This is a genomic window from Ornithinicoccus hortensis (assembly GCF_006716185.1).
Classification (GTDB): domain Bacteria; phylum Actinomycetota; class Actinomycetes; order Actinomycetales; family Dermatophilaceae; genus Ornithinicoccus; species Ornithinicoccus hortensis.
The window spans coordinates 1,546,560-1,571,204 of sequence record NZ_VFOP01000001.1 but is presented as its reverse complement, the minus strand read 5'-3'; the positions used below and the strand labels follow the sequence as shown (position 1 = coordinate 1,571,204).

20 protein-coding genes are annotated in these 24,645 nt (G+C 72.0%); 13 read left to right on the top strand and 7 right to left on the bottom strand.

Going from position 1 to position 24,645, the window contains the following annotated elements:
• Window positions 1-14 precede the first annotated feature (14 nt).
• Window positions 15-1,370 (bottom strand): 8-oxoguanine deaminase, encoded by a 1,356-nt coding sequence (locus FB467_RS07350; protein ID WP_141784520.1) that lies wholly within the window; start codon window positions 1,368-1,370, stop codon window positions 15-17.
• 265 nt (window positions 1,371-1,635) lie between these two features.
• On the opposite strand from FB467_RS07350, the gene FB467_RS07345 reads away from it, so the two are divergent.
• Both FB467_RS07345 and FB467_RS07340 read left to right on the top strand, forming a co-directional pair.
• Window positions 1,636-3,189: a nucleobase:cation symporter-2 family protein gene (locus FB467_RS07345; protein WP_141784519.1), complete on the top strand. Its 1,554-nt coding sequence runs from the start codon at window positions 1,636-1,638 to the stop codon at window positions 3,187-3,189.
• 35 nt (window positions 3,190-3,224) lie between these two features.
• Window positions 3,225-4,100, top strand: coding sequence for a hypothetical protein (locus tag FB467_RS07340; RefSeq protein ID WP_141784518.1), 876 nt, complete (start codon window positions 3,225-3,227; stop codon window positions 4,098-4,100).
• A gap of 87 nt (window positions 4,101-4,187) precedes the next feature.
• Here FB467_RS07340 and fdhD read toward each other — a convergent pair whose 3' ends face one another.
• Complete coding sequence (gene fdhD / locus FB467_RS07335) at window positions 4,188-5,057, bottom strand: formate dehydrogenase accessory sulfurtransferase FdhD (RefSeq protein ID WP_141784517.1); 870 nt, start codon at window positions 5,055-5,057, stop codon at window positions 4,188-4,190.
• A gap of 155 nt (window positions 5,058-5,212) precedes the next feature.
• Between fdhD and FB467_RS07330 the strand changes: the two genes are divergently transcribed.
• A complete protein-coding gene (locus FB467_RS07330; protein ID WP_141784516.1) occupies window positions 5,213-6,751 on the top strand; it encodes a PQQ-binding-like beta-propeller repeat protein in 1,539 nt (512 codons plus the stop codon).
• A 72-nt stretch (window positions 6,752-6,823) separates the two neighbouring features.
• Complete coding sequence (locus FB467_RS07325) at window positions 6,824-7,933, top strand: DNA glycosylase AlkZ-like family protein (RefSeq protein WP_141784515.1); 1,110 nt, start codon at window positions 6,824-6,826, stop codon at window positions 7,931-7,933.
• Between the two features lie 2 nt (window positions 7,934-7,935).
• On the opposite strand, the gene FB467_RS07320 is transcribed toward FB467_RS07325, so the two are convergent.
• A complete protein-coding gene (locus FB467_RS07320) occupies window positions 7,936-10,587 on the bottom strand; it encodes an MGH1-like glycoside hydrolase domain-containing protein (RefSeq protein WP_141784514.1) in 2,652 nt (883 codons plus the stop codon).
• 233 nt (window positions 10,588-10,820) lie between these two features.
• On the opposite strand from FB467_RS07320, the gene FB467_RS07315 reads away from it, so the two are divergent.
• The gene (locus FB467_RS07315; protein ID WP_141784513.1) at window positions 10,821-11,186 is read left to right on the top strand and encodes a hypothetical protein; all 366 of its coding nucleotides are present in this window, start codon (window positions 10,821-10,823) and stop codon (window positions 11,184-11,186) included.
• A gap of 10 nt (window positions 11,187-11,196) precedes the next feature.
• On the opposite strand, the gene FB467_RS07310 is transcribed toward FB467_RS07315, so the two are convergent.
• Window positions 11,197-12,201: an isopenicillin N synthase family dioxygenase gene (locus tag FB467_RS07310; protein ID WP_425325848.1), complete on the bottom strand. Its 1,005-nt coding sequence runs from the start codon at window positions 12,199-12,201 to the stop codon at window positions 11,197-11,199.
• A gap of 121 nt (window positions 12,202-12,322) precedes the next feature.
• Window positions 12,323-13,801: a GTPase HflX gene (gene hflX / locus FB467_RS07305; protein ID WP_141784512.1), complete on the bottom strand. Its 1,479-nt coding sequence runs from the start codon at window positions 13,799-13,801 to the stop codon at window positions 12,323-12,325.
• A 66-nt stretch (window positions 13,802-13,867) separates the two neighbouring features.
• Between hflX and FB467_RS07300 the strand changes: the two genes are divergently transcribed.
• Together FB467_RS07300 and FB467_RS07295 are read left to right on the top strand one after the other, a co-directional pair.
• On the top strand, window positions 13,868-14,482 hold the full coding sequence (locus tag FB467_RS07300) for a class I SAM-dependent methyltransferase (protein ID WP_141786528.1): 615 nt from the start codon (window positions 13,868-13,870) through the stop codon (window positions 14,480-14,482).
• A 75-nt stretch (window positions 14,483-14,557) separates the two neighbouring features.
• Window positions 14,558-15,052: a hypothetical protein gene (locus FB467_RS07295; RefSeq protein WP_141784511.1), complete on the top strand. Its 495-nt coding sequence runs from the start codon at window positions 14,558-14,560 to the stop codon at window positions 15,050-15,052.
• A 22-nt stretch (window positions 15,053-15,074) separates the two neighbouring features.
• Here the strand turns inward: FB467_RS07295 and miaA are convergent, their stop codons facing one another.
• Window positions 15,075-16,028, bottom strand: coding sequence for a tRNA (adenosine(37)-N6)-dimethylallyltransferase MiaA (gene miaA, locus FB467_RS07290; protein ID WP_228393416.1), 954 nt, complete (start codon window positions 16,026-16,028; stop codon window positions 15,075-15,077).
• Window positions 16,029-16,199: 171 nt separating this feature from the next.
• Here miaA and FB467_RS07285 point away from each other — a divergent pair, with 171 nt between their 5' ends.
• The 6 genes from FB467_RS07285 to FB467_RS07260 all read left to right on the top strand — a co-directional run bounded on the left by FB467_RS07285 (window position 16,200) and on the right by FB467_RS07260 (window position 23,009).
• Complete coding sequence (locus FB467_RS07285) at window positions 16,200-16,637, top strand: DUF4282 domain-containing protein (RefSeq protein ID WP_141784510.1); 438 nt, start codon at window positions 16,200-16,202, stop codon at window positions 16,635-16,637.
• A gap of 31 nt (window positions 16,638-16,668) precedes the next feature.
• Window positions 16,669-17,517, top strand: coding sequence for a pyruvate, water dikinase regulatory protein (locus FB467_RS07280; protein ID WP_141784509.1), 849 nt, complete (start codon window positions 16,669-16,671; stop codon window positions 17,515-17,517).
• A 145-nt stretch (window positions 17,518-17,662) separates the two neighbouring features.
• Complete coding sequence (ppdK, locus tag FB467_RS07275; protein WP_141784508.1) at window positions 17,663-20,329, top strand: pyruvate, phosphate dikinase; 2,667 nt, start codon at window positions 17,663-17,665, stop codon at window positions 20,327-20,329.
• On the top strand, window positions 20,257-21,099 hold the full coding sequence (locus tag FB467_RS07270; RefSeq protein ID WP_141784507.1) for a (2Fe-2S)-binding protein: 843 nt from the start codon (window positions 20,257-20,259) through the stop codon (window positions 21,097-21,099). The genes ppdK and FB467_RS07270 overlap by 73 nt, the downstream gene beginning before the upstream one ends.
• Before the next feature lie 99 nt (window positions 21,100-21,198).
• Window positions 21,199-21,588, top strand: a complete 390-nt coding sequence (locus FB467_RS07265) for a hypothetical protein (protein WP_141784506.1) — start codon at window positions 21,199-21,201, stop codon at window positions 21,586-21,588.
• A 359-nt stretch (window positions 21,589-21,947) separates the two neighbouring features.
• Window positions 21,948-23,009, top strand: a complete 1,062-nt coding sequence (locus tag FB467_RS07260; RefSeq protein WP_170230617.1) for an IS110 family RNA-guided transposase — start codon at window positions 21,948-21,950, stop codon at window positions 23,007-23,009.
• A gap of 41 nt (window positions 23,010-23,050) precedes the next feature.
• Here FB467_RS07260 and FB467_RS07255 read toward each other — a convergent pair whose 3' ends face one another.
• Entirely contained in the window at window positions 23,051-24,241 is a 1,191-nt protein-coding gene (locus FB467_RS07255; RefSeq protein WP_141784505.1) for an amidohydrolase, read from the bottom strand.
• Window positions 24,242-24,645: the final 404 nt, after the last annotated feature.

The following is a 24,645-nucleotide window of genomic DNA, read 5'->3' as shown; positions in this document are numbered from 1 at the left end:
GTCAGCCGGCTCGGTCAGCCAGCGACGAGCCTGCGCGCCGCGGCCGAGTGCTCGGCGATCAGGGCCGGGACGTCCAGCCCCTCGATCGCCCCGTCGGTGACCCGCCAGCTGCCGCCCACCATCACCCGGTCGGCCGCGTCGGCACCGCACAGCAAGAGGGCCGACAACGGGTCGTGGCTGCCGGAGAAGCGCAGCCCCTCCAACCGGAACATCGCCAGGTCGGCCTGTTGGCCCACGGCCAGGGTGCCCAGGTCGTCCCGTCCCAGGGCCCGGGCGGATCCCCGCGTCCCCCAGGAGAGCGCGCGCTCGGGGGTGACCTGCTCGGCGCCGTACCGCAGCCGCTGCAGGTACATCGCCTGCTTCACCTCCAGGATCATGTTGGAGCCGTCGTTGGAGGCCGACCCATCCACCCCGACGCCGACCGGCGACCCGGCCTCCTCCAGCTCCACGGCCCGGCAGATGCCGGAGGCCAGGCGCATGTTCGAGCTGGGGCAGTGCGTCACCGCGGTCCCGGCAGCGCCGAGCCGGGCGACCTCGTCGTCGTCGAAGTGGATCCCGTGCCCCAGCCAGACCCGGTCCGTGAGCCAGCCCACCGAGTCCAGGTAGTCGACGGTCCGCATCCCGAACCGTTCGAGGCAGAACTCCTCCTCGTCGATCGTCTCGGCCAGGTGGGTGTGCAGGCGGACGTCGTGGCGTGCGGCGAGGTCGGCACTGTCGGCCATGATCGAGGTGGTCACCGAGAACGGCGAGCACGGGGCCAGCGCGATCTGGACCATCGCCCCCGGGCCCCGTTCGTGGTAGGTCTGGATGAGGCGCTCGGAGTCGGCCAGGATGACGTCCGTGTCCTGCACCGTGGTCTGCGGCGGGAGTCCCCCGTCCTCCTCCCCCAGCGTCATGGAGCCACGGGTGAGGGTGGCGCGCATCCCCAGCGCTCGCACCGCGGACACCTGGATGTCGATCGAGTCCTCCATTCCGTCGGGGAAGAGGTAGTGGTGGTCGGCCGCGGTCGTGCACCCAGACAGCAGCAGCTCGGCCATCGCGACGGTGGTCGCCAGCTCCAGGTCGCGCGGCCGCAGCCGGGCCCACACCGGGTACAGGTTGACCAGCCAGGGGAACAGCGGGACGTTCACCACGGGCGCCCAGGCCCTGGTGAGCGTCTGGTAGAAGTGGTGGTGGGTGTTGATCAGCCCGGGCACCAGCACGTGGCCGGAGGCGTCGTAGACGGCGTCCGCCGGGGTGTGCGGGGTGCCGCCGGCGGGCACCAGTTCGGCCACGGTCCCGGTGTCGGTCTCGACCACCAGGCCGCCCGCGGCATCGTCGGGAGTGCCGGTGTAGATCGCCTGGGGGTGCTGTAACCACAGGGTGGACATGGATCGCCTCTCGCTCGGCTCGGAGCGGGACCTGGGCCGGGACGGCGGCAGGTGCCGCCAGCTCAGTGTGGTCCTGTCTGCTGATCCAGGAACCCGACGGCAGGGGTTGCCGTTGCGGTCGGGTCAGCGCAGGCTAGCACCAGGGCGGGCGTCCGGGTCAACCCCTTGACAGCCCGACGAGCACTCCCGTAGTTTCTGTCCTGCAAAACTTAGATTTCGCATCGTGAACATTCAGTCAATGCTTCACCCCTGAAGGAGACCTGCCATGGCGGCGGAGACAACGACGTCCACACCCCCACTCAGGCCCGAGGACGAACGGCTGCCCATCGGCAGCTCCTTCGCCTACGGCCTCCAGCACGTGCTCACGATGTACGGCGGCATCATCGCGGTACCGCTCATCATCGGTGGCGCCGCAGGTCTGGAGTCGACCGACGTCGCGCTCCTGATCGCATCGTGCCTGTTCATCGGCGGCCTGGCGACCATCCTGCAGTCCTTCGGCATCCCGTTCTTCGGCTCGCAGCTGCCGCTGGTGCAGGGCGTCTCGTTCGCCGGGGTCGCCACCATGCTCGCCATCCTGGACGGCGGCGGCGGTCTCCCCGACGTGCTGGGCGCGGTGCTCGTCTCCTCCCTGATCGGACTGGTCCTGGCGCCGTTCTTCGCCCAGATCATCCGGTTCTTCCCACCCGTGGTGACCGGCGTGGTGATCACCACGATCGGCCTGACCCTGATGCCGGTCGCCGGCAACTGGGCGATGGGCGGCAACGCCTCGGCGGAGGACTACGGCAGCGTCGGCAACATCGGGCTGGCCGGGCTCACCCTGCTCATCGTGCTGGTGCTCTCCAAGGTCAACAACGCCACCATCTCCCGGCTGTCGATCCTGTTGGCGATCGTCGCCGGCACGGTCGTGGCCGTGTTCACCGGCGCCGCCGACTTCTCCACCGTGGGCAGCGGCTCCATCGTGGCCTTCCCGACCCCGTTCGCCTTCGGGATGCCGACCTTTAACATGGCGGCGATCATCTCGATGCTCATCGTCATCATCGTCACGATGACCGAGACCACGGCCGATATCCTGGCCGTCGGCGAGGTCGTCAAGACCAAGGTCGACCGGCGGCGTATCGCCGACGGCCTGCGGGCGGACATGCTCTCCTCGGCCGTCGCCCCGGTCTTCAACTCCTTCCCGCAGACCGCGTTCGCCCAGAACGTCGGACTGGTCGCCATCACCGGGGTGAAGAGCCGCTTCGTGGTGTCGGCCGGCGGTGTGATCCTGGTCGTGCTCGGCCTGTTCCCGCTCGTCGGCCGGGTGGTCGCCGCCATCCCGACCCCCGTGCTGGGCGGCGCCGGCGTGGTGCTGTTCGGCACCGTGGCCGCTGCCGGGATCCGGACCCTGGCCAAGGTCGAGTACGAGAACAACATGAACCTGATCATCGTGGCGGTCTCGCTCGGCTTCGGGCTCATCCCGGTGGTCCAGCCGGCCTTCTACAACGACTTCCCCGAGTGGTTCACCATCATCTTCCACTCCGGCATCAGCTCGGCCGCGATCATGGCGGTGCTGCTCAACATCCTGTTCAACCACATCACGGCCGGCAACCCCGACCAGGCATCGGTCTTCGTGGCCGGCACCTCCGTGCGGTGGCTGCGCAAGGCGCACCTGGACGCCCTGCAGGAGGGTGACTCCGTGGTCGGCGGCAAGATCGTGGACGCCGACGGCCGGGAGGTCCCCGTGGTCGACGAGGACAAGGCCGCGGACGTCCAGGCCAGGCTCGAACGCGGCGAGATCACCAGCCGCGAGGAGCTGAAGAAGATCTGCGAGGAGCCCTGACCCGCCCGGGGCGCGGTGGGGTCGCGGCCGGCCTGGTGGTTGCCGTCGGCCTCACCCTCGCGGGATGCGGCACCGCCCCCGAGACACCGGGCGCCACCACGCACGTGGCGGCGGACACCGCCGCCCAGTCCCCGGAGACGGCGGCCCCGGCCACCGACACGGCGGGCCTGACCTCCGACGCCGCGGAGACGGGGCCAGGGTCCGACGCCGCGGACACCTCCACGGAGACGGAGCCCGGATCCGACGCCACCGCCACCACCGCGGCGGGGCCGGACCCTACCGGCGCGCACTTCTCGGAGTCCTTGGTCTTCGACCCCGGCACGACTGTGGCGGAGTCCGGGGTCGGCTACCTCTTCGGCCTGGAATGGCTGTCCGCGAACTGGACGCTCACCAACGAAGGCGACGTACCGGTGCTGGTGGCCAGTGGCGTGCCGATGGGCCTGCCGGTGCAGGGGCCGCGCCCGGAGGAGATGGTCTCCCCCGACGAGCCGGACCGGATGACCTGGGTGACCTCCGGGCCGGCGGGTCGGCTCCGGGTGAGCCAGCAGGTGTTCCCGATGCTCGAGGGACAGCCACCCGCGGACTTCGCCGTCCCGGCCCAGATCCTGGAGCCCGGCAGCGGGCTCGGCGGCCACGCATTGGCGATGCTCCCGGCCCGCGCCTCCTACCCGAGCCCGGAGATCTTCCTGGTGCCCGAGCCGCACGGCCTCCCGGAGGACGCCACGGAGTGGGAGTTCTGCCTGCAACTGGCCCCGGTCCCCGACGACCTGGACCCGGCCGCACCGGTCATCCGGCACGACACCCCCGGGGCGGGCCTGCTCTGCTCCCCGCCCGCGGAGCTCCCGGCCGACTGGGCCACCAGGCCGTTGCCCGACGGACCTCCCTACCGCAGCGGCCCGGGCGGCGGCTGAGGCCCCTCGCGCGCCGACTGCACGGGCTGTTGCCACCGGGACTCGCGAAACCCGCGCACAACTCGTCCAGTCGGCGCGGGCACCGGCTCAGGGAGCGAGCACCCGGTCGCCGCGGCTGTAGACGTTGAGCCGGTCCCCCCGGTTGAAGCCGATGACGGTGACCCCCTCCTCCTCGCCCAGCTCGACCGCGAGGGCGGACGGGGCGGAGACGGCCGAGAGCACGGGGATGCCGGCCATGGCCGCCTTCTGGACCAGCTCGAACGAGGCACGGCCGCTGACCTGCAGCACCCCTCCACGGGCGGGCAGCAGACCCTCCCGCAACGCCCAGCCGACCACCTTGTCGACCGCGTTGTGCCGTCCAACGTCCTCGCGCAGGCACACCAGGTCCGGGGCGCCCGCCGGTCGACCAGACGGTATGCCGTGTGGCCGGGCCGGCAGGAAGAGCGCCGCGGCGTGCACGCCCCCGGTGCGGCCGAACAGCTCCTGCCCCTCGCGGAGCCGGTCCGGCATGGCGAGCAGATCGCCCAGTGCCACCGTGGCGTCGTCCCCTGCCGGGGTGTGCCGGGAGGCCTTGCGCACCGCCTCGATGGAGGCGGTGCCGCACACCCCGCAGCTGCTGGAGGTGTAGACGTGCCGCTCCATCGAGGTGTCGGGCAGTGGCACCCCCTCGGCCAGCCGCACGTCGACCACGTTGTAGTCCCGCTCCCCCGTCGCGGCGATCCCGGAGCGGTAGTCCATCCGCGCGATCTGGCCGTGCTCGTGGACCACCCCCTCGGACAGCAGGAAGCCGGCGACCAGGTCGAAGTCGTCGCCGGGGGTACGCATCGTCACCGTGAACGGCCGACCTCCGAGCCGGATCTCCAGCGGCTCCTCCCCCGCCAGCACGTCGGCACGCTCAGACACCGAACCGTCAGCGCCCAACCGTCGCACCCGCCAGCGCCGGGTCACCCGCGCCATCACAACTCCCGTCCGGGCGTGCACCACGCAGCACACCGCATACCCGAACCGTAGCCCCCGCGGATCCCCGCCCGGCGGGGACCGACCGCCGAGGGTGCCTGTGGACAACTCCCCGGAGCGGCTCGGAAATCTGCTGGACTCGGGGGATGCGCCGGATGACGGTCCTTGCCCCGCTCACCGTGCTGGCCGTGCTCGCCACGGCCGGCTGCCAGGCCGTGGAGGAGGACACCGCCCCGGACGGCACCGCTCACCCGGTCGAGGATCGGTCGGCCCGTTCCACGGCGCCACCCGTGCGCGAGACGGCTCCACCGACGCACGAGGCACCGGCCAGCCGATCGCCGGCCAGCCCCGCACCTGACGTCGTGGCCCCCGAGGGACCGGTCGCCAGGGAGGCCTGGCACACCGAGGAGGTGCAGCCCGTCACTGCGCCGGCGCTCATCGGCGGCGTCCTGGTGCTCTATTCCGTCACCGGCAAGGACGGGAAGGACCTGTCGATCAACGGGATCGACCCGGCCGACGGTGCGCTGCTGTGGTCGCACCCGGCCACGCCGTCCCAGTCGGTGGGTGGCGTGTCGCTCACGCTCCACGAGGTGGACGGCGCCGTGGTGCACCTGGCTCCGGTCGAGGGCGACTTCCGAGGCGAGGCGCCCGCCGTGGTGGTGCTGCGCGACCCGGTGACGGGTGAGGAACTCAGGGCCACCGAGGACCCGCTCAGCCACGGGAGCCTGCCCGGCCCGTGCGAGCACGACCCCGACCGCGTCTGCGCCCGGATCCGGGTGGACGGGGTCTGGACCGAGCTGGGGCTGGCCGACGACGGCACCTTCCGCCAGGTGCCGGAGAGCGCGGCCACCGGGTGGAGCCCGATCGCCCCGCTCGGGTTGAGCCGCTCCGGCCGGGAGGGCACCTCCCTGGCCCGGGTCGTGGGCGGCGAGGTGCTGTGGCAGGCGGACACCGAGGAGCTGTTCGCCGAGGGTTCTTCCACCAACAGCGGGTGGAACTTCCAGGCGTTCGCCGACGACACCCTCCTGGTCGGCTCCGTCGGCACCAGGACCAGCGCCCCGTCATACCGGACCGTGTGGGACCTGCCGGCCTACCGGACCGTGGGGATCGACGCCGCCACCGGCGAGCGCCGCTGGCTCGCCGAGCACACCTCGGCGTTCTGCGACGTGGACGTCACGGGCGAGGACGAGGACCCGCTGCTCGCCTGCCTCTGGCATTCCGGGCAACGGGTGACCGTGCAGCGGGGGTCCACCTTCTCCGACCTGGACGTCGACCTGGTCCGCCTCGACCCGGTCACCGGCGAGCCCCTGTGGACCGTGCCGCTCGACGAGCCCGTCTGGGCCGAGGGGCAGGTCCCCCCGGTGCTGCGCCCCGTGGACGGACAGCACCTGTCGGTGGACACCACCGCTGGCCCGGTCGTGGTGGACGTGGACAGCGGCGCGACCCGGCCGGGCGGTCCCGGTGACGTCACCTGGGTGGAGGAGGACCCGTATCACGGGGTCACCGTCCCCGGCTCCGGGGAGCCGACGTCGACGGTCACGGGGACCGGCCGGTTCGTCCCGCGGGACGCGGCGGGCCAGCGCGCGGAGCAGGTGCCCTGGCCGCTGCCCCCGACGGTCGCGGTCACCCTGGAGGACACCGGCGTGCGGGTCGTCGCCGACCGGACCGGACTGACCGGCTACGGACCGCCGTGACGGACCGTGCTCCCGAGGGCGGACGCCCGCCACACCCGGCGCGGGCGGGCGTCCCGCCCTAGCCTTGAGGACATGCGGATCACCTGGGCACAGGCCCTGAGCTGGCGGTTGCGGCGACAGTTCCTGGCGTCGGACGGAGGCTCGACCGGCTCCCCGGCCACCGTCGGGGAGGTCGTGGGGCGGTTGGGCGCCCTCCCGGCCTGGTCAGGCGACCCGGAGTATGCCGTGCGGATCCGGCAGGGCGAGGGTGCGGCGGGCACGGTGGACCGGTCGTTGCGCGACGGGACGCTGGTCCGGGTGTTCGCCTTCCGGGGAGCGACCCACCTGATGACCCCGGACAGCGCCGCCGTCCATCTCCCGCTCCGGGCCGCCGGGCGGATGTGGGAGCGGCAGAGCTGGCAGGACTTCTACCACCTCGCCCCCGGGGACTGGCCGGAGCTGCGCACCGCGGTGCGGGAGGCCGTGGCCGACGGGCCGCTCACCCTCCCGGGCCTGGCCGACACCGTGACCGCGGACCGGCGCTACGCGCATCTGCGCGAGCACCTCTCCGAGGCCGGCACCTTCCTCAAGCCGTTCTTCTGGCAGGGCGACCTCTGCTTCGGTCCCTCCCTGGACGGCCAACCCACCGTCCAGGCCCTGGCGGACAACTCGCGGTGGCCCGGCCTGCCCGACCTGGACGACGCGGGACGGGAGGCGGTGACCGGCTACCTGTCGGCATACGGCCCGGCGACCCCCGACCGGGTCCACTACTGGCTGGGCGAAGGGCTCGGCGCGGGCCGCAAGCGGATCCGGGGGTGGCTCGCGGACCTGGCGGACCGGCTGACGGAGGTGGAGGTCGACGGTGAGCCCGCGCTGGTCCCGACACACCTGGCCGAGGACCTCGCAGCCGCCGAGCCGACCGACGAGGTCCGCCTACTTACTGGCCATGACCAGTGGGCGCTCGGCCCCGGCACTGCGGACACCGCGGTCGTCCCGCCGACCATCCGGGCGGCTGTTACCCGGGGGGCCAACCTGGTGACCGTGGGCGGGGTGGTGTCCGGGACCTGGAAGGTCACCGGCTCCCACTTCACCGTCACCTGGGCGGACGGCGGCGGAGCCAGCCCCTCACGGGTGGAGGAGGAAGTCGCGCGGGTGGGCCGGCTGCTGGGCAAGGAGCTGGAGCCCCGGCAGGCCGACGGCTGAGCTCACCGGTTCGAGATCCCGTCCGGCGCGCAGACGAAGTGCGCCACCAGGGCGGTCCAGCCCGTCTGGTGCGAGGCACCCAGCCCCGCCCCGGTGTCCCCGTCGAAGTACTCGCTGAAGGTCGGGTGCGCATCCCACAACGCCCCCGCGGGGTGGTGGCGTGGGGTGCCCGGTCGGCGACCGTCCGGCCCCGGCCGGAACAGCCCGACCAGGCGCTGCTCGATCCGGCGGGCGGCCTCGACCAGGTCGACCCGCGCGGTCGCGCCGGTCGGGAACGGGACGTCCATCCCCGCACCGGCACCCCGGCCGTAGCTGCGCAGCGCGTCGGTGAGCAGCGCGTTGACCGGCATCCAGACCGGTCCGCGCCAGTTCGAGTTGCCGCCGAACATCCCCGAGTCCGACTCCGCGGGCACATACCGCAGGGACAACTCCTGGCCCTGGAACTCCACGGTGAGGCCGTCCCGATGCGCGGCCGACAATGACCTGATGCCGTGCGGCGACAGGAACTCCTGCTCGTCGAGGAGTCGGCGCACCAGCGCCGCGAGCTGCTCGCGGGACACCATCGACAGGGTCCGGACGCTGTGTCCTTGGGTGGTCGTGTGCAGCAGGGCGTCCGCGAGCTCGGGGCGGCGCTGCGTCCACCCCTGGAAGAAGTCGGTCAGGTCCGGCAGCTCGGCGGCCACCCAGTCCGGCACGATGGCCACACCGGTCAGCGGCAGCAACCCCACCATCGAACGCACCGGCATCCGGTAGGCCCGCCCGTCCTCGGTGGCCAATACGTCGTGGAAGAACTCGTCCTCGGGATCCCAGAGGGTGTCGTGGCCGGCCCCAAAGTCCTCCATCGTCTCCGCGATCGCCAGGAAGTGGACGAGGAACTTCGTGGCCACCTCGTCCCAGGCGGGGTTGTGCCGGGCCAGTTCGCTGGCCATCCGCAGCATCCGGAGGCAGAAGCTGCCCATCCAGGCGGTGGCGTCGGCCTGCTCCAGCCGCTGCCCGCTGGGCAACTGGTCGGAGCGGTCGAACAGCCCCACATTGTCCATCCCGAGGAAGCCTCCCTCGAACAGGTTCGACCCGTCCGCGTCCTTCCGGTTCACCCACCACGGGAAGTTGAGCAGCATCTTGAGCACGATCCGCTCCAGGAAGGCCTGGTCCCGGCAGCCGTCGATCGCGTAGACCTGCCAGGCTGCCCACGGGTGGACCGGCGGGTTCACGTCGCCGAAGTTCCACTCGTAGGCGGGCAGCTGCCCGTTGGGGTGCATCGCCCACTCCCGGCACATCAGCAGCAGCTGGGACTTGGCGAAGGCCGGGTCGACGTGGGCCAGGGCGACACAGTGGAAGGCCAGGTCCCAGGTGGCGAACCAGGGGTACTCCCACTCGTCGGGCATCGAGATGACCTCGGCCAGGTTCAGGTGCCGCCAGTGCACGTTGCGGCCGGTATGCCGATCCGCCCGCTCGGGCGGGGGCGGCGGCTGTCCCGGGTCACCAGCCAGCCAGCGGGGCACGTCGTAGCGGTAGAGCTGTTTGCCCCACTGCAGGCCGGCGAACGCCCGGCGGGCGATCAGCGCGTCCTCCGGGGCGGTCGCCTCCGGCAGCACCGCGGCATAGAACTCCTCGGTCTCGGCGCGCCGCTGCTCCAGCACCTCGGCGAAGGTCTGTTCCTCCTCGGTGTGGGTGCCGCCGACGGTCAACCGCAGCCGCACCGTGACCGACGCCCCGGGGGCGACCTGGGCGAACTGCCACCACAGCCCGACCTTGCTGCCGGTCCGCTCCGGATTGCAGGCGTCGGCCTGGCCGTGCACGATCGCCCGGTCCACCGAGTCCTTCGGGTATGCCGTGTGACCAGCGGGCACGGCATCGGCACCGTAGAGGGCGGCGAAGTTGGTCTCGTTCTCGCAGAACAGCAGGTCGGGGTTGCCCTCCGCGGTGAGACGCACGGTGCCGAGCTCCGGGTGCTCGGCCAGCAGCACGGCATACCCCTCCCGGTGCGGTCCGACCCGGATGACCGGTCGGGTGACGTCCTCTCCCCAGCACCAGGTATTGCGGAACCACAGCTGCGGCACGAGGTGCAGGGGCGCGGGGTCGGGTCCGTGGTTGGTCGCGGTGATCTCGACCAGGAGGTCGTCCGGCGTAGCCTTGGCGTGGGTCACCTCGACGTCGAAGAACCGGTCGTCCTCCAGGACGCCGGTGTCGGCGAGCTCGTACTCCTCGTCGGCGAAGCCGCGGGCGGCGTTGGTCGCGACCAGGTCGGCGTAGGGGAAGGCGGACTGGGGGTAGCGGTACAGCCAGCGGGCGTAGCTGTGCGTCGGGGTCCCCTCCAGCGCCCACCAGTACTCCTTGACGTCCTCCCCGTGGTTGCCCTGCGGGTTGGTCAGCCCGAACAGCCGCTCCTTGAGCCGGTCGTCCTGCCCGTTCCAGACCGCCAGGCCCAGGTTGAGGTAGCCGTCCAGGTCGCACAGCCCGGCCAGCCCGTCCTCCCCCCAGCGGTAGACGCGCCGGTGGGCGTGGCCGAACGGGAAGTACCCCCAGGCGTCGCCAGCGGCGGAGTAGTCCTCCCGGACGGTGCCCCACTGGCGGGCCGAGACATAGGGTCCCCACCGCCGCCAGGGAGCCTGCGGGTCGTCGGACTCGGCCAGTCGCTGCTGCTCGGCGTTCACGCACGCTAGCGTGTCATGCCGGACACCGGAACGGGTCGCGGGCAGGAAGTGATGGGCAGGAAGTCAGGGTGCTGGGAACCACCAACCACCCGGCTCCGTCACAGGGGCACACCACAGGGTCGAGATCACGGGAAGAAGGAACGATGACGGCAGCGGGCGCGGGACAGCCGACGGAGCCGACGGCCGGAGGGACAGGACGATCCGGACGCGCTCTTGGGTGGCAGATCGCCACCGTGGTGCTCCTGATTGCCGCCGGGGTGCTGGCCTACCTGTTCTTCAGCCAGCGCGACACCGGGTCCTCGGACGTGCTCGGTGAGACTGCGGAGAGCAGTGCCCGGGCGGCGTGCACCCTCATCGCACAGGTGCCGGAGGACGGCTTCGACATGTCGGCGGAGAACAACTTCCCCGAGGTCGACCGACTGGCGGCTGCGGAGGCCCTCGCGTACCTGGCCAAGGACCAGGACGACCAGTACGCGGGGCTGTACACCGCGATTGCCGAGCCGCGCCAGGTCAGCGTCGCCATGTTCGCCGCCGACACCCCCGAGTTCGCCGAGTCCCTGGCCCGCGCGAACGACGCCTGCGCGGAGATCGCCGACTGACCGGTGCGACCTACGCCAGGTGGGGGTGGTGGGCCGCGACGACGTCGGGGTGGGCCCGCAGCCGGCTCTTCAGCGCGTTCTCGCCGTAGACCCCCAGGATCGGGTTGGCCTCGTCCAGGGTGACCCCCGGCGCCTGCGCCGCGAGCTCCGCGGGCAGGGTGAGCCGCGGGAAGACGGCGTCCAGCGCGGGGTTGTGGAAGTACGGCACGGAGATCCGGTCGGTGCCCGGCTCGGGCGCGAGCACCCGGTGATTGGTGGCCTTGAGGTAGCCGTCGGTCGCCCACTCGAGCATCTCGCCGATGTTGACGATCAGGGCGCCCTCCAGCGGCGGGGCGTCCATCGGCTGCCCGTGCCGCTCCACCTGGAGCCCGCGCTTGCCCGGCTCCACGAGCAGCAGGGTCAGCACGCCGGAGTCGTTGTGCCAGCCGACGCCCTGGGCTGTGCCGCCCTCGACGCGGCCGGGGTAGCGCACGATCTTGGTCAGCGTGGCCGGGGCGTCGGCGAAGGTGGCGTCGAAGACGTCCCGCGGCTGACCCAGCGACTCGGCCCACTCGGCGAGCAGGCGGGTCGACAGCTCGGCGAGCGTGGCGTTCCACTCCTCCAGCGTCTCGCGCACCTCGGGCAGCGCGGTCGGCCACAGGTTGGGGCCCTGCAGGATCCAGTAGTCCGGCACGTCCGGCCCCGCGGGCACAGCCGGCCGCTCGGGGCCGATGTCGATCTGCTCGCGCCAGTCCACCTGGCCCTGCGTCCGCTCCCCGCCCACACGGGTGTAGCCGCGGAAGTGCGGGCTGGTGACGTTCTCGATCTCCAGCTTGTCCGCCTCGGGCAGCGCGAAGAACTCCCGGGAGACGGCGATGATCCGCTCGGTCAGCGCCGGGTCGATCCCGTGCCCCACCAGGTAGAAGAAGCCGTAGTCGTGGGTGGCCTCCCGCAGCATGTCCCGGAACTCCTGCGCGGTGGCCGGGTCGGCGGCCGCCCGCAGGTCCAGCACGGGCAGGCTGTCCGTGGTGAGCACGGCGGCGTCGGGGTCGCTGCTCGGCTGGGGGTGCAGGTCTTCGCTCAGGGTTTCGCTCACGAAGTTACTGTAACCATCACCTCGCGTTAGACCTCGGGCGCCCCCCTGCGCGACGGGCCGGTCAGACCGCGAACTCGCCCAGCACGCCGTGCAGGTCCTGCGACACCTTCGCGTGCACCCGGGTGCCCTCGGCGGTGTGCTGCTCGGCCAGCACCTCGCCCTCGGAGTGGATCCGGCTGACCAGGTCCCCGCGCTCGTAGGGCAGGAGCACCTCGACCCGCAGGTCGGGCCGGGGCAACTCATCCTCCAGGGCCTGCAGCAGCTCCGGTATGCCGAGCCCCGTGCGGGCGGACACGACCACCGAGTGCGGGTGGTTGCGCCGGAGCTGGGCCAGCGTCTCGGGGTCGGCCAGGTCGGCCTTGTTGACCGCGATCACCTCGGGGATGTCCGTGGCGTCGACGTCGGCCAGGACCTCGCGCACCGCGCTGATCTGACCCTCCGGGTCCGGGTGGGACCCGTCGACGACGTGCAGCAGGACGTCCGCCTCCGCGGCCTCCTCCAGGGTCGAGCGGAACGCCTCGACCAACTGGTGCGGCAGCGCGCGGACGAACCCGACGGTGTCGGCCAGCGTGTAGGTCCGCCCGTCGGAGGTCTCGGCCCGGCGGACGGTCGGGTCCAGCGTCGCGAACAGCTGGTTCTGGACCAGCACGCCCGCCCCGGTGAGCCGGTTCAACAACGAGGACTTGCCGGCGTTGGTGTAGCCCACGATCGCGACGGAGGGCACGTTGCCCGCGCGGCGCGAGGACCGCTTGGTGTCGCGGGCCGACTTCATCCCCCGGATGTCGCGGCGCAGCTTGGCGATCCGGGTGTTGATCCGCCGCCGGTCCAGCTCGATCTTGGTCTCACCGGGGCCACGGGAGCCGATGCCCTCACCGCCGGCCACCCGGCCACCGGCCTGCCTGGACATCGAGTCACCCCACCCGCGCAGCCGCGGCAACAGGTACTGCAGCTGGGCCAGCTCGACCTGGGCGCGGCCCTCTCGCGACTTGGCGTGCTGGGCGAAGATGTCCAGGATCAGCGCGGTCCGGTCGATCACCTTGACCTTGACGACGTCCTCCAGGGCGCGCCGCTGCGAGGGGCCCAGCTCACCGTCGCAGATGACGGTGTCCGCCCCCTCGGCGATCACGATGTCGCGCAGTTCCTGGGCCTTGCCCGAGCCGACGTAGGTGGCGGGATCCGGCTTGTCGCGCCGCTGGATCAGCCCGTCGAGGACCTGGGACCCGGCGGTCTCGGCCAGCGCCGCGAGCTCGCGCAGCGAGTTCTCGGCGTCCAGCGAGGTGCCCTCCGTCCACAGCCCGGCCAGCACGACGCGCTCCAGGCGCAGCTGCCGGTACTCGACCTCGGTGACGTCCTCCAGCTCCGTCGACAGGCCGGCGACGCGGCGCAGCGCCTCGCGCTCCTCGCGGTCGAACTGGTCACCGTCGGTGTCCCACCCGACGACCGGTCCGTCCGGACCGGGCAGCGTGGTCTCTTCGCCGAGGGCGGCGGCGCGCTCGGCGAGCAGGGAACGGCGGGAGGTCTTGTTCTGCGTGTTCGTCATGTTCTCCTCAGGATGTCACTGGTGAACACCGCGAACCAGTCATTTCGTCCCTACACTCGGGACGCGATGGGCACCGACCACTACTTCACCGCCGAGCCGGCCTCCCCCGGCGAGCTGCGCGACCGCACCGTCACCCTCGCCGGACGGGAGGTCACCGTGCACACCGCGGGCGGGATCTTCTCCCCCGACGGTGTCGACAAGGGCACCGCCGTGCTGCTCAAGGACGCCCCCGCGCCCCCGCATACGGGCACCCTCCTCGACCTCGGCTGCGGGTGGGGCCCGATGGCGCTCACCCTGGCGCTGGAGGCACCGGACGCGACGGTGTATGCCGTGGACGTCAACCGGCGCGCGCTGGACCTGGCCCGCCGCAACGCCGCCGCCCTGGACCTTCCCGGGGTGCGCGCGGTGACGCCCGAGGAGGTCCCGGCGGAGGTCACCTTCGACCTGATCTGGTCCAACCCGCCGATCCGGGTGGGCAAGGCGGTGCTGCACGAGATGCTGCTGGGCTGGCTGCCCCGACTGGCTCCCGGCGGCGAGGCCTGGCTGGTCGTGCAGAAGAACCTCGGCGCGGACTCCCTGCAGACCTGGCTCGGCGGAGCGCTCCCCGACGGTTTCGTGGTCGGCCGCGCGGGCAGCTCCAAGGGCTTCCGGCTGCTGCGGGTCCTCGCCCCCGGCGGCTGAGGGAACGACCCGCCACGCCACCCCGTCACACCCCCAGGACGCGGACGGGTTCCGGGAGACAAAGGGGTGTGGGACATGACGTGGCTCATCGCGCTGCTGGTCGCGCTGCTGACCGGGTTGTTCGGCGGGACCGACACGGGGCCGGAGCCTCCGCTGTCGCCGCCGCCGGCGTGGACCGTCGGGTCCCTGGCCGCCGGGTGGGGGGAGGACCGGACCGACCGATCCGACCTCGGGGAGCTCCCCTACGCCCCGCTGCTCATCGAGACCGAGGCCGGGCGGGAGCGGTTCCTGGACGGCCTGGGCGACGGGCTGGACACCACCGCCCTCGAGGCGGTCGACCTGGACACCCACGTCCTGGTCGCGGCCGCCTTCCACCGGTGCACGGAGTCGGGCTCGCTGTTCACCGACGGCACCGGCCGGGTCTGGTTCGCCGTGACGGTCGGCGACGAGTCGATCGACTGCTACTGGTCCCCGGTGCAGCTGCAGGTGTGGGCCCTGGACCGCGAGGTGTTCCAGGGGAAGGAGCCCGCGGTCACGGGCGCCCCCTGGGCTGGGTCGGACCAGGGCTGAGCGGGCTGCTCCCGGCGGGGGGTCAGGCGCGGTCCCGCACGGCCGCCAGTGCCCGGTCGAGTAGGTCCGGTGCGTCGTGCTCCAGCCAGACGGTGCGCGGGTCGGGGCCGAACCACGACTCCTGCCGCCGGGCGAACCGTCGCGTCATCCGCACCGTGTCTGCCCGCGCCTCCTCCCCGGTCAGCTCGCCGTCCAGCTGCCGCAGCGCCTGGGCGTAGCCCAGCGCCCGGGACGCCGTGCGCCCCTCGCGCAACCCCGCCCGCTCCAGGGCGGCGACCTCCTCCAGCATCCCGTCGCGCCACATCCGGTCGACCCGGTCGGCGATCCGCGCGTCGAGCACCGCCCGGTCGGCCCGCAACCCGATCAGCACGGTCGGTTCGACGAACTCGCGGCGCGGCAGCGACGCGCTGAAGGGGCGGCCGGTGAGCTCGATGACCTCCAGCGCCCGCACGATCCGCCGCCCGTTGCGCGGCTCGATCCGCGCGGCGGCGGCCGGGTCGCGGTCGGTCAGCTCGGCATACATCGCCCCGACCCCCCGGTCGGCGAGCGCCGCCTCCCACCGGGCCCGCACCTGCGGGTCGGTCGGGGGGATGTCGAGCTGGTCCACCAGCGCGCGGACGTAGAGGCCCGACCCGCCGACCACGACCGGTCGCCGCCCGCGGGACCGGATGGCCGCCAGGTCGGAGCGGGCGTGCCGCTGGTAGGCGGCGACGCTGGCCTCGTCGGTCACCTCCAGGACGTCGAGCTGGTGGTGGGGGATGCCGCGGCGGCCGTCCACCGGCAGCTTGGCCGTGCCGATGTCCATCCCCCGGTAGAGCTGGGACGCATCGGCATTGACGACCTCCCCACCCAGCCGCTCGGCCAGGGCAAGGCCCAGGTCTGACTTCCCGGTGGCCGTCGGACCGACGACCGCGATCACCGGCGCCACGGTGTGCTGCGCGCCGGGGCGGGCGGCGGCAGGAGTCGCGGGAAGCACGTCCCGAGTCTGCCAGGACCCGCGGGGCGCCAGGACCGCAGCGGTTCGTCGCGCGACCCTGGACAGGCACCGAAAGGCTCGGGAGAATCAGCCCAGCGTCGGTCCCCTGCCGTCGTGAGGGCCCGGGCCCTGGCCCGAGTGCCTCGTGAGCCCGTGAGCCCAGGAGCCCCCATGTCTGTCCCATCCGACCCGAACCAGCCCCCGAACCAGCAGCCGCCGAACCCAGGTCATCCCGGTGAGTCGGGCGGGAGCGGCCCCGTCTCGGTGAACGTGTCGGCCGACCAGGCCAAGTCCTTCGTGGCGGCGCTGCTCGACTGGCGCTTCCACACCCTGATCACCCCGAAGATCGTCAGCTGGATCTACCTGGCTTGCATGATCCTGGCCGCCTTCAGCTGGGTGTCCTGGATCGTCCTCGGATTCAGCAGCGACTTTCCCCTCCTCGGCGTGATCGCCCTCCTCCTCGGCTGGATCGTGGCACTCGTGTGGCTGGCCTTCCTGCGGATGACCCTGGAGGTCTACTTCGCCGTGGTCCGGATGTCGGACGACGTGCACCGCACCTTCCTCAGCCCGCCGGGCGGCGCTACCGGGGGGTTCCGCCCCGCGCCCTGACAGGCGATCCCGCCCACGACATACTGAGCCCATGCCCCGCGAGCCCATCGAAGTCCACGTCGTCGCCGACTCGACCGGGGACACGGCCGCGCGCGTGGCGCGGGCCTCCGCCGCGCAGTACGCCTCCTACGACGTGCGGATCGTGCGGCACCCGCGGATCGCCTCCGCGGCGGGGCTGGAGCACGTCATCGGGCACCTGGACTCGGCGCGGACCCGCGTGGCCGTCTTCTCCACCATCGTCGACGAGGCGCTGCGCCGCCGGGTGGCCGAGTTGTGCGAGTCGCGGCAGATCCCGCACGCCGACCTGCTCGACTCTGCACTGACCGCGCTGCAACAGGTCACCGGGGCCGCGCCCGAGCGCGTCCCGGCCCGACCGGTCGGGGTGGGCGAGGACTACTTCAAGCGGATCCAGGCGATGGAGTTCGCCCTCGCCAACGACGACGGACGGCTCACCAACCCGATCCAGCAGGCCGACATCGTGCTGATCGGTGTCTCCCGGACGGGCAAGACCCCGCTGTCGATGTACCTGGGCTACCTGGGCTACAAGACCGCGAACATCCCGTTGGTGGCCGGCATCGCGCCGCCGGAGCAGCTGTTCGAGGTGGACCGCTGGAAGATCGTGGGGCTGACCATCGACCCGCAACGGCTCCAGGCCATCCGCGAGAAGCGGGTGCGGGCACTGGGCAGCCGGCGGCACGGCGCCGACGGCTACACCGAGCTGGTCCGCATCTACGAGGAGCTGGACGAGGTGAACGACATCCAGCGCCGGCTCGGCTGCCCCGTCATCGACACCACCGAACTGGCCCTGGAGGAGGCTGCGGGCCGGGTGCTGGAGGTGCTCGAACGCCGGCGGGACGCCGCGCTGGGATCGACCGGCTGAGGGATCCGTCGAGCGCGTCGGCGGCCACGGTGGGCAAGGGGTCCCGCCGGGCGCCGGGCGCTCCCGGGGCAGTAGGCTCGCTCTCCAGATCCGACGTGTCGAACCGGCACGCCGGCCACGAGGACGTGACCAGCGAGGAGACGCGATGAGCGGCAGCGAGAACACCTCCACCCGTTACCTGTACGACCTGTCCGAGGGGGACGCGTCGATGAAGGCGCTGCTCGGCGGCAAGGGCGCCAACGTCGCCGAGATGCTGCGGCTGGGGGTCCCGGTCCCCGACGGGTTCACGGTCACCACGGCCGCCTGCATCGAGGCGATGAACCGGGGCGGGGACTGGCCCGAGAACCTCTGGGAGGACACGCTGGAGGCCCTGGAGCGGCTCGAGGAGCGGACCGGGCGGCGCCTGGGCTCCGGCGACAAGCCGCTGCTGGTCTCGGTGCGCTCCGGCGCCGTCGTCTCCATGCCCGGGATGATGGACACCATCCTCAACCTCGGGATCGGGGACGACTCGGTGGAGGCCCTGGGTGCCGAGGCGGAGAACCCCCGGTTCGCGTGGGACTCCTACCGGCGGTTCATCCAGATGTACGGCGAGGTCGTGGAGGGTGTCCCGGCCCACGCCTACGAGGACGCCCTGACCCGGATGAAGCGGGTGCGCGGCGTCGAGCAGGACACCGACCTGTCCGTGGACGACCTCAAGGAGCTGGTCGAGCAGTTCAAGGAGGTCTCGCGGGAGCACATGGGGGCCGAGTTCCCGACCGACCCGCGCGACCAGCTGCACCGCTCGATCGACGCGGTGTTCCGCAGCTGGCAGAACCCCCGGGCGGGCATCTACCGCCGGGCGAACGGCATACCGGATGACCTGGGGACCGCCGTCAACGTGATGCAGATGGTCTTCGGCAACCGCGGCGACACCTCCGCCACCGGGGTCTGCTTCACCCGCAACCCCTCCACCGGCGCCAAGGAGCTCTACGGCGAGTTCCTGGTCAACGCCCAGGGTGAGGACGTGGTCGCCGGGATCCGGACCCCCCGCCCGCTGGCGGAGATGGAGTCGGTGCTGCCCGAGGCCTACGGCCAGCTGCTGGAGACGATGAACCGGCTCGAGGGCCACTACGGGGACATGCAGGACATCGAGTTCACGGTCGAGGAGGGCTCGCTCTACCTGCTGCAGACCCGCAACGGCAAGCGCACCGCCCCGGCCGCCTTCAAGGTGGCCCGCGACCTGGTCGACGAGGGCGTGATCACCCAGGAGCAGGCGCTGCACCGGATCGAACCCGCCCAGCTGGACCAGCTGCTGCACCCGGCGATCGACCCCGACCACGGGCAGTCCCCGGTGACCAAGGGGCTGAACGCCTCCCCCGGTGCGGCCGTCGGCGAGATCGTCTTCGACTCCGACACCGCCGAGCAGCGGGGCAAGGCCGGTGACGCCGTGATCCTGGTCCGCTGGGAGACCACCCCGGACGACATCGGCGGCACGATCATGGCCCAGGGCGTGCTCACCGCCCACGGCGGCATGACCTCGCACGCGGCGGTCGTCGCCCGCGGCATGGGCAAGCCGTGCGTCGCGGGGGCCTCGGCGCTGAAGATCGATGCCACCGGCAAGAAGGTCACGATCGGTGACACGGTGCTGCGGGAGGGCGACACGATCACCCTGGACGGGTCCACCGGCGAGGTCTTCCTCGGCGCGTTGGAGCTGGTCCCGCCGCAGATCAACGAGGACTTCCAGGCGGTCGTCGGCTGGGCCGACGAGGTCCGCCGCCTCCAGGTGCGGGCCAATGCCGACACCGGTGAGGACGCCGCCCGGGCCCGCGAGTTCGGTGCCCAGGGGATCGGCCTCTGCCGCACCGAGCACATGTTCATGGCCGAGGACCGGCTGCCCGCCGTGCGCAAGATGATCCTGGCCGGCGACGAGGAGGAGCGGGCCGCCGCGCTGGAGACCATCCTGCCGATGCAGCAGGAGGACTTCGAGGCGATCTTCGAGGCGATGTCCGGCCTACCGGTCACCATCCGGCTGCTCGACCCGCCGCTGCACGAGTTCCTGCCCGACCTGGTGGAGCAGGCCCTGCTGGTGCAGCGCCTGGAGCTCCAGGGCGGCGACGAGACCGAGCTGCGCGAGGCCCGCGTGCTGCTGGCCCAGGTCAAGAAGCTCACCGAGATGAACCCCATGCTGGGCACCCGCGGCGTCCGGCTGGCGCTGCTCTACCCGGAGATCCCGCAGATGCAGGTCCGGGCCATCGCCCGGGCGGCGTTCGCCGTCGCCGAGCGGGGCGGGGAGCCGCTCGTGGAGATCATGGTCCCGCTCGTGGCGTATGCCGAGGAGTTGCGCCGGATGCGCGAGCTGATCGACGAGACGCTGGCGGAGGAGTTCGAGTCCGCCGGCAAGGAGTTCCCCTACACGGTGGGCACCATGATCGAACTCCCGCGGGCCGCCGTGGTGGCCGACCAGATCGCCGAGCACGCCGACTTCTTCAGCTTCGGCACCAACGACCTGACCCAGACCGGCATCGGGATCTCCCGGGACGATGCCGAGGGCAGCTTCCTGGCGGCCTACGTGGACGACGACGTCGTGCCGAACAACCCGTTCGCCTCCATCGACGCCGACGGCGTGGGCGGCCTGGTCCGGATCGGGACCGACCGCGGCCGGCAGACCAAGGGCGACCTCAAGGTCGGCGTCTGCGGTGAGCACGGCGGCGACCCCGCCTCGATCGCGCTGTTCGAGTCGATCGGGTTGGACTACGTGTCGTGCTCCCCCTACCGGGTGCCGATCGCCCGCTTCTCCGCGGCCCGCGCGGTGCTCGACGGGACCGTCGGCTGACGGCTCCCGACCCGGTAGGGCTGGCCAGGTCCCTCGACGCGCTCCAGGGGTTCTTCGGCTGGCAGGTCTCCACCGACGGGCTGGTCCCGCTGGGTCGGGCCCTGGCCGAGCCCCTCCTCCCGGCGCGCTTCGATGCGGTCCGGGAGGCGCTGGCCAACGTCGGCCGGGCGTCCGACGGTGCGTCGGGGGACGCTCCCGGGGCAGACCCCGTGGTCGACCCACGGGTCGCGGTGTCCGCGGTGCAGGTCGGCCTGGTCTCACGCCTCTGGTCGGTCGGGCTGGCGTCCGCCCTCCTGCACGGGTGGGTGCCCGACCTGTCCACGTCGCTGCTGCACGTGTCCGCCGGACACCGCAGCCCGGTGCCGCTCGCGTCCGCCGACCCGCTCGCCGGTCGTTCCGTGTCCGGTCCCGTCGAGACGGTCGGCGCCCTGCGCGACCTCATCCTGGCCGGCTCCGTCCATGATGTCGACCGGGCCTGCGCCCGGCTGGGGCGCACTTCGGCCCGGGTGATGGTCAGCAATACGGCCTCGGCCCTGGTGAACTCCGGGCGGATGCTGGTGCGCCGCCGCCCCGACCTCGAGGCGCAGGTCGACGCGGTCGTCCGGGGTCTGCTCGCGGACCGGCGGCTGGCCGGGGGCGGGTCGTTCCCCGACGGGGGGTCCCAGTTCCGCCGGCGGGGCTGCTGCCTGTACTACCGGCTCCCCGGTCACGGGCTGTGCCCCGACTGCGTCCTCGTCGGTCCGGGACGGCCCGCTGACGAGCACCACTGACCGCGGCCGACTCCACCCCGACGCGCCGGGGCCCGGCTCCCCGTCCGGGACGCACCGGTCGCCCCAGGGCGGGCGACCCCGGTGCCCTACGATGCTCGCGTGTCGAAGAAGGCCAAGGCCAAGGGCAAAGGCAAGGACGCCGCGAAGGCCAAGGTGAAGCCGCCGAAGAAGAAGTGCTGCGACAGCAAGCCGAAGTGTCGGCGCTGTCCGCTGCGCATGCTGAACGAGGGCACCCTCCCGGCGGGCTACGACGTCAAGCACCGCAGGTTGGTCCGGATCGACGGCCTGCCCCTGGAGGACCCGAAGCGCTCGAAGAAGAAGCGGAAGAAGGACAAGAAGCGCAAGCGGGAGGCGCGGGCCCGGGAAGCCAGGGCGTTGGAGGCGCGGGCCCGGGAGTCGCGTGCCGTGGAGGAGCCGGCAGCCGGCGAGCAGGTGGACAGCGGCGACCAGCCCGGTGCGAAGGCCGCCCGGGCACCGCTGGCCAGTTAGGCGCCCGAAGGACCCTGAGACCCTTCTCCGCCTCGCTTCACCCCGGAACCTGGCGCTATCGACCGGGAAGGTTCCCCACGAAGTGCAGGATTATCGGGTGACTGTGAGGATTCCCTTTGCAGCCTGATGGTGCTGGGCTGTTGGTCGGTGACCGTGAGTGTGACCCTTCGGGTGACTGGCTTTGTGCCTTTCTCGGGACTTGTCCGCTTGGGGTTGCCGGCCCCGGCCCGGTCGGAGCAGTTGGCCTGATCAGGAGCTTGACCGTCCGGTGTTCACGCACCGGTCGTGTCTCATCACAGTCCTGCCGAGTCTCCGCCCCGGACCGGAACCACATCCGCTCCCAGGCAAGGAGAGAACGCATGACCAGTGTGACCGATCTACGTGACGTCGTCGATACCGTCATCGGCGTCGACACCCACGTCCAGACTCACTCAGCGGCCGTGGTCGACGCGCGGACCGGCGGTGTGCTTGAGGAGATCACCGTCGAAGCCACGACCGACGGCTATGCCCGACTGGTGGAGTTCGCTAACGAGCACGCAGCACTGCGGGCGTGGGCGATCGAAGGCACCGGCGGGCACGGCGCCGGCCTGACCCGGCACCTCGAGCGCAACCAGGAGGTCGTGGTCGAGCTCGACCGTCCCGAACGCGCTAAGCGACGTAACGGCGCCAAGTCCGACCCGCTCGACGCGATCCGCGCCGCCCGCGAAGCACTGTCCCGCGCGAAGCTCGGCACCCCGCGCAGTGGCGGGGACCGCCAGGCGCTCTCGGTGCTGCTGGCCGCGCGCCGGTCCGCAGTCAACGCCTCCACCGACGCCCAACGCCAGCTGTTCAGCCTCCTCATCGCCGCGCCCGAGCCGATCCGCGAGCGGTTCCGCGGCCAGAAGGTCCCGGCGATGATCAGGACCGCGGCGAAAATGCGTCTGAACTCAACGTGGGACCTGGAGACCACTACGACCGTCAGGACCTTGCGCGCCCTGGCCCGGCGGGCACGTGCCCTGTCGAAGGAGGCCGCCGAGCACGAGAACGCCATCCGGGCGATCGTGCTGGCCTGGCGCCCCGACGTCCTGGCCCAGCCCGGTGTCGGGCCGATCGTGGCCGCGACCGTGCTGTGCGCCTGGTCCCACCCAGGCCGGATCCACTCCGAGGCCGCCTTCGCGATGCTCGCCGGCGTAGCCCCGATCCCGGCCAACAGCGGCCAGGTCACCACCCGACACCGCCTCAACCAGTACGGCGACCGACAGCTCAACCGGGCACTGCACACCATCGCGCTCTCCCGCATCCACTACGACCAAACCACCCGCGAATACGTCACCCGTCGCACCGCCGAGGGCAAGACCAACCGCGAAATCACACGCTGCCTCAAGCGCTACATCGCTCGCGATCTCTACCGCCTGCTCGAAGCAGGCCCGATCAGGCCTTGACGGTCCATAGGAGCGTCCCGATAATCCTGCAGGTCTTCCACCTACCGCGGGCGGACGGTGCCGGTGCGCTGCTCCTCGTCGTAGCTGTAGACCTCCTCGCCGCCGACCCAGACGCGCAGGGCGCGGGACCGCAGGTCGAGCGGGTCGCCGGACCAGAGGACGACGTCGGCGTCCTTGCCGGGGGCCAGCGAGCCGACGCGGTCGGCGACGCCCATGACCTCGGCGGGGTTGATCGTCACGGCGCGCAACCCGGCCTCGGGGTCCAGGCCCTCCTTGACGGCCAGCGCCACCTGGGTGATCAGGTGGTCGATCGGCACGACCGGGTGGTCGGTGATGATCGAGACCTTCACGCCGGCGCGGTCCAGGATGCCGGGAGCGGCGAGCGAGCGCTCCCGGACCTCGACCTTGGACCGGCTGACGATGAGCGGGCCGTAGAGCACCGGCACGCCCTTCTCGGCCACCAGGTCGGCCAGCAGGTAGCTCTCGGTGCCGTGGTCCAGCACCAACTGGTAGCCGAACTCCTCGGAGATCCGGATGGCCGTGGCGATGTCGTCGGCCCGGTGGCAGTGCTGGCGCCACGGGATCTCCCGGTTGAGCACCTGCACGAGCGCCTGGTACACCAGGTGGCCCTCGGCCGCCTCCCCGTCCTTGCCGGCCTTCTCCACCTTGGCCTGGTAGTTGCGGGCCTCGGTGAACGCCCTGCGCAGCACCAGGGCGACCCCGAGCCGGGTGGACGGCGTCTTCTTCTGGTCCCCGTAGACCCGCTTCGGGTTCTCCCCCAGCGCGGCCTTCAGACCGGACGGGCTGAGGAGCACCATCTCGTCCACGTACCGGCCGTAGGTCTTCAGCGCCACGGTCAGCCCACCGATCGGGTTGCCCGACCCCGGGTTGACGTTGACGGCGGTGATGCCCCCGGCCAGCGCGTCGTCGAAGCCGAGCTCCCGCGGGTTGATGGCGTCCAGCGCCCGGGCCGCGGCCATGACCGGGTCGGTCATCTCGTTGGTGTCCTGGCCAGCCCAGCCCTCGCCCTCCTCGTGCACCCCCAGGTGCACGTGGGCGTCGATCAGCCCGGGGAGGACCCACCGGCCGCCGGCGTCGACCACCTCGGCGCCGTCCGGCACCGCCACGTCCGGGCCCAGCGCGGCGATCTTGCCCTCCGCGAGCACCACCGTCCCGGTGAACGGCTCGCCCTCGATGGGCACCACGTGCGCGTTGCTGATGGCCAGGGTCATGGGGTCCTCCCGCAGACGGTGTGGGTATGCCGTGGGGTTGCGCGGCCCACCCACCCTACGGGCCGCGCGTGGCCGGCCCGAGGGAGCCCCACCGTGGGCCACCGGCTGACCTCGCGCTTTGCTGCCCACCGTCACCGATCCGTGATGTGATTGAAACCTCATCTCTATACCCAATAAATACTCTCGAAACCCTTGTGTCCCCCTGAAGTGACCTGTGAGTATGAGGGAACAGCATGCTGCTCCACGACGTTGGACGGCATGGAACGACCCACGGACACAATGCGGTGCCCGCCCTGAGGAATGGTGGGACCACCCTGGACAGGACGCAGTGCCCGCCACGCAACAGCCGCACCGCAGCAGGACCGCCGCGGTACCGACCGCCGGCCCACAGACTTGACCCCACC

What these genes read in the sequence shown, in the direction of transcription:
- fdhD (WP_141784517.1), bottom strand. Translation starts at nt 5,057, where the DNA reads ATGGCGCGGGTGACCCGGCGCTGGCGGGTGCGACGGTTGGGCGCTGAC.
- FB467_RS07295 (WP_141784511.1), top strand. Translation starts at nt 14,558, where the DNA reads ATGACGTGGCTCATCGCGCTGCTGGTCGCGCTGCTGACCGGGTTGTTC.
- FB467_RS07300 (WP_141786528.1), top strand. Translation starts at nt 13,868, where the DNA reads ATGGGCACCGACCACTACTTCACCGCCGAGCCGGCCTCCCCCGGCGAG.
- FB467_RS07350 (WP_141784520.1), bottom strand. Translation starts at nt 1,370, where the DNA reads ATGTCCACCCTGTGGTTACAGCACCCCCAGGCGATCTACACCGGCACT.
- FB467_RS07330 (WP_141784516.1), top strand. Translation starts at nt 5,213, where the DNA reads ATGACGGTCCTTGCCCCGCTCACCGTGCTGGCCGTGCTCGCCACGGCC.
- hflX (WP_141784512.1), bottom strand. Translation starts at nt 13,801, where the DNA reads ATGACGAACACGCAGAACAAGACCTCCCGCCGTTCCCTGCTCGCCGAG.
- FB467_RS07285 (WP_141784510.1), top strand. Translation starts at nt 16,200, where the DNA reads ATGTCTGTCCCATCCGACCCGAACCAGCCCCCGAACCAGCAGCCGCCG.
- FB467_RS07345 (WP_141784519.1), top strand. Translation starts at nt 1,636, where the DNA reads ATGGCGGCGGAGACAACGACGTCCACACCCCCACTCAGGCCCGAGGAC.
- FB467_RS07325 (WP_141784515.1), top strand. Translation starts at nt 6,824, where the DNA reads ATGCGGATCACCTGGGCACAGGCCCTGAGCTGGCGGTTGCGGCGACAG.
- FB467_RS07255 (WP_141784505.1), bottom strand. Translation starts at nt 24,241, where the DNA reads ATGACCCTGGCCATCAGCAACGCGCACGTGGTGCCCATCGAGGGCGAG.
- ppdK (WP_141784508.1), top strand. Translation starts at nt 17,663, where the DNA reads ATGAGCGGCAGCGAGAACACCTCCACCCGTTACCTGTACGACCTGTCC.
- FB467_RS07260 (WP_170230617.1), top strand. Translation starts at nt 21,948, where the DNA reads ATGACCAGTGTGACCGATCTACGTGACGTCGTCGATACCGTCATCGGC.
- FB467_RS07280 (WP_141784509.1), top strand. Translation starts at nt 16,669, where the DNA reads ATGCCCCGCGAGCCCATCGAAGTCCACGTCGTCGCCGACTCGACCGGG.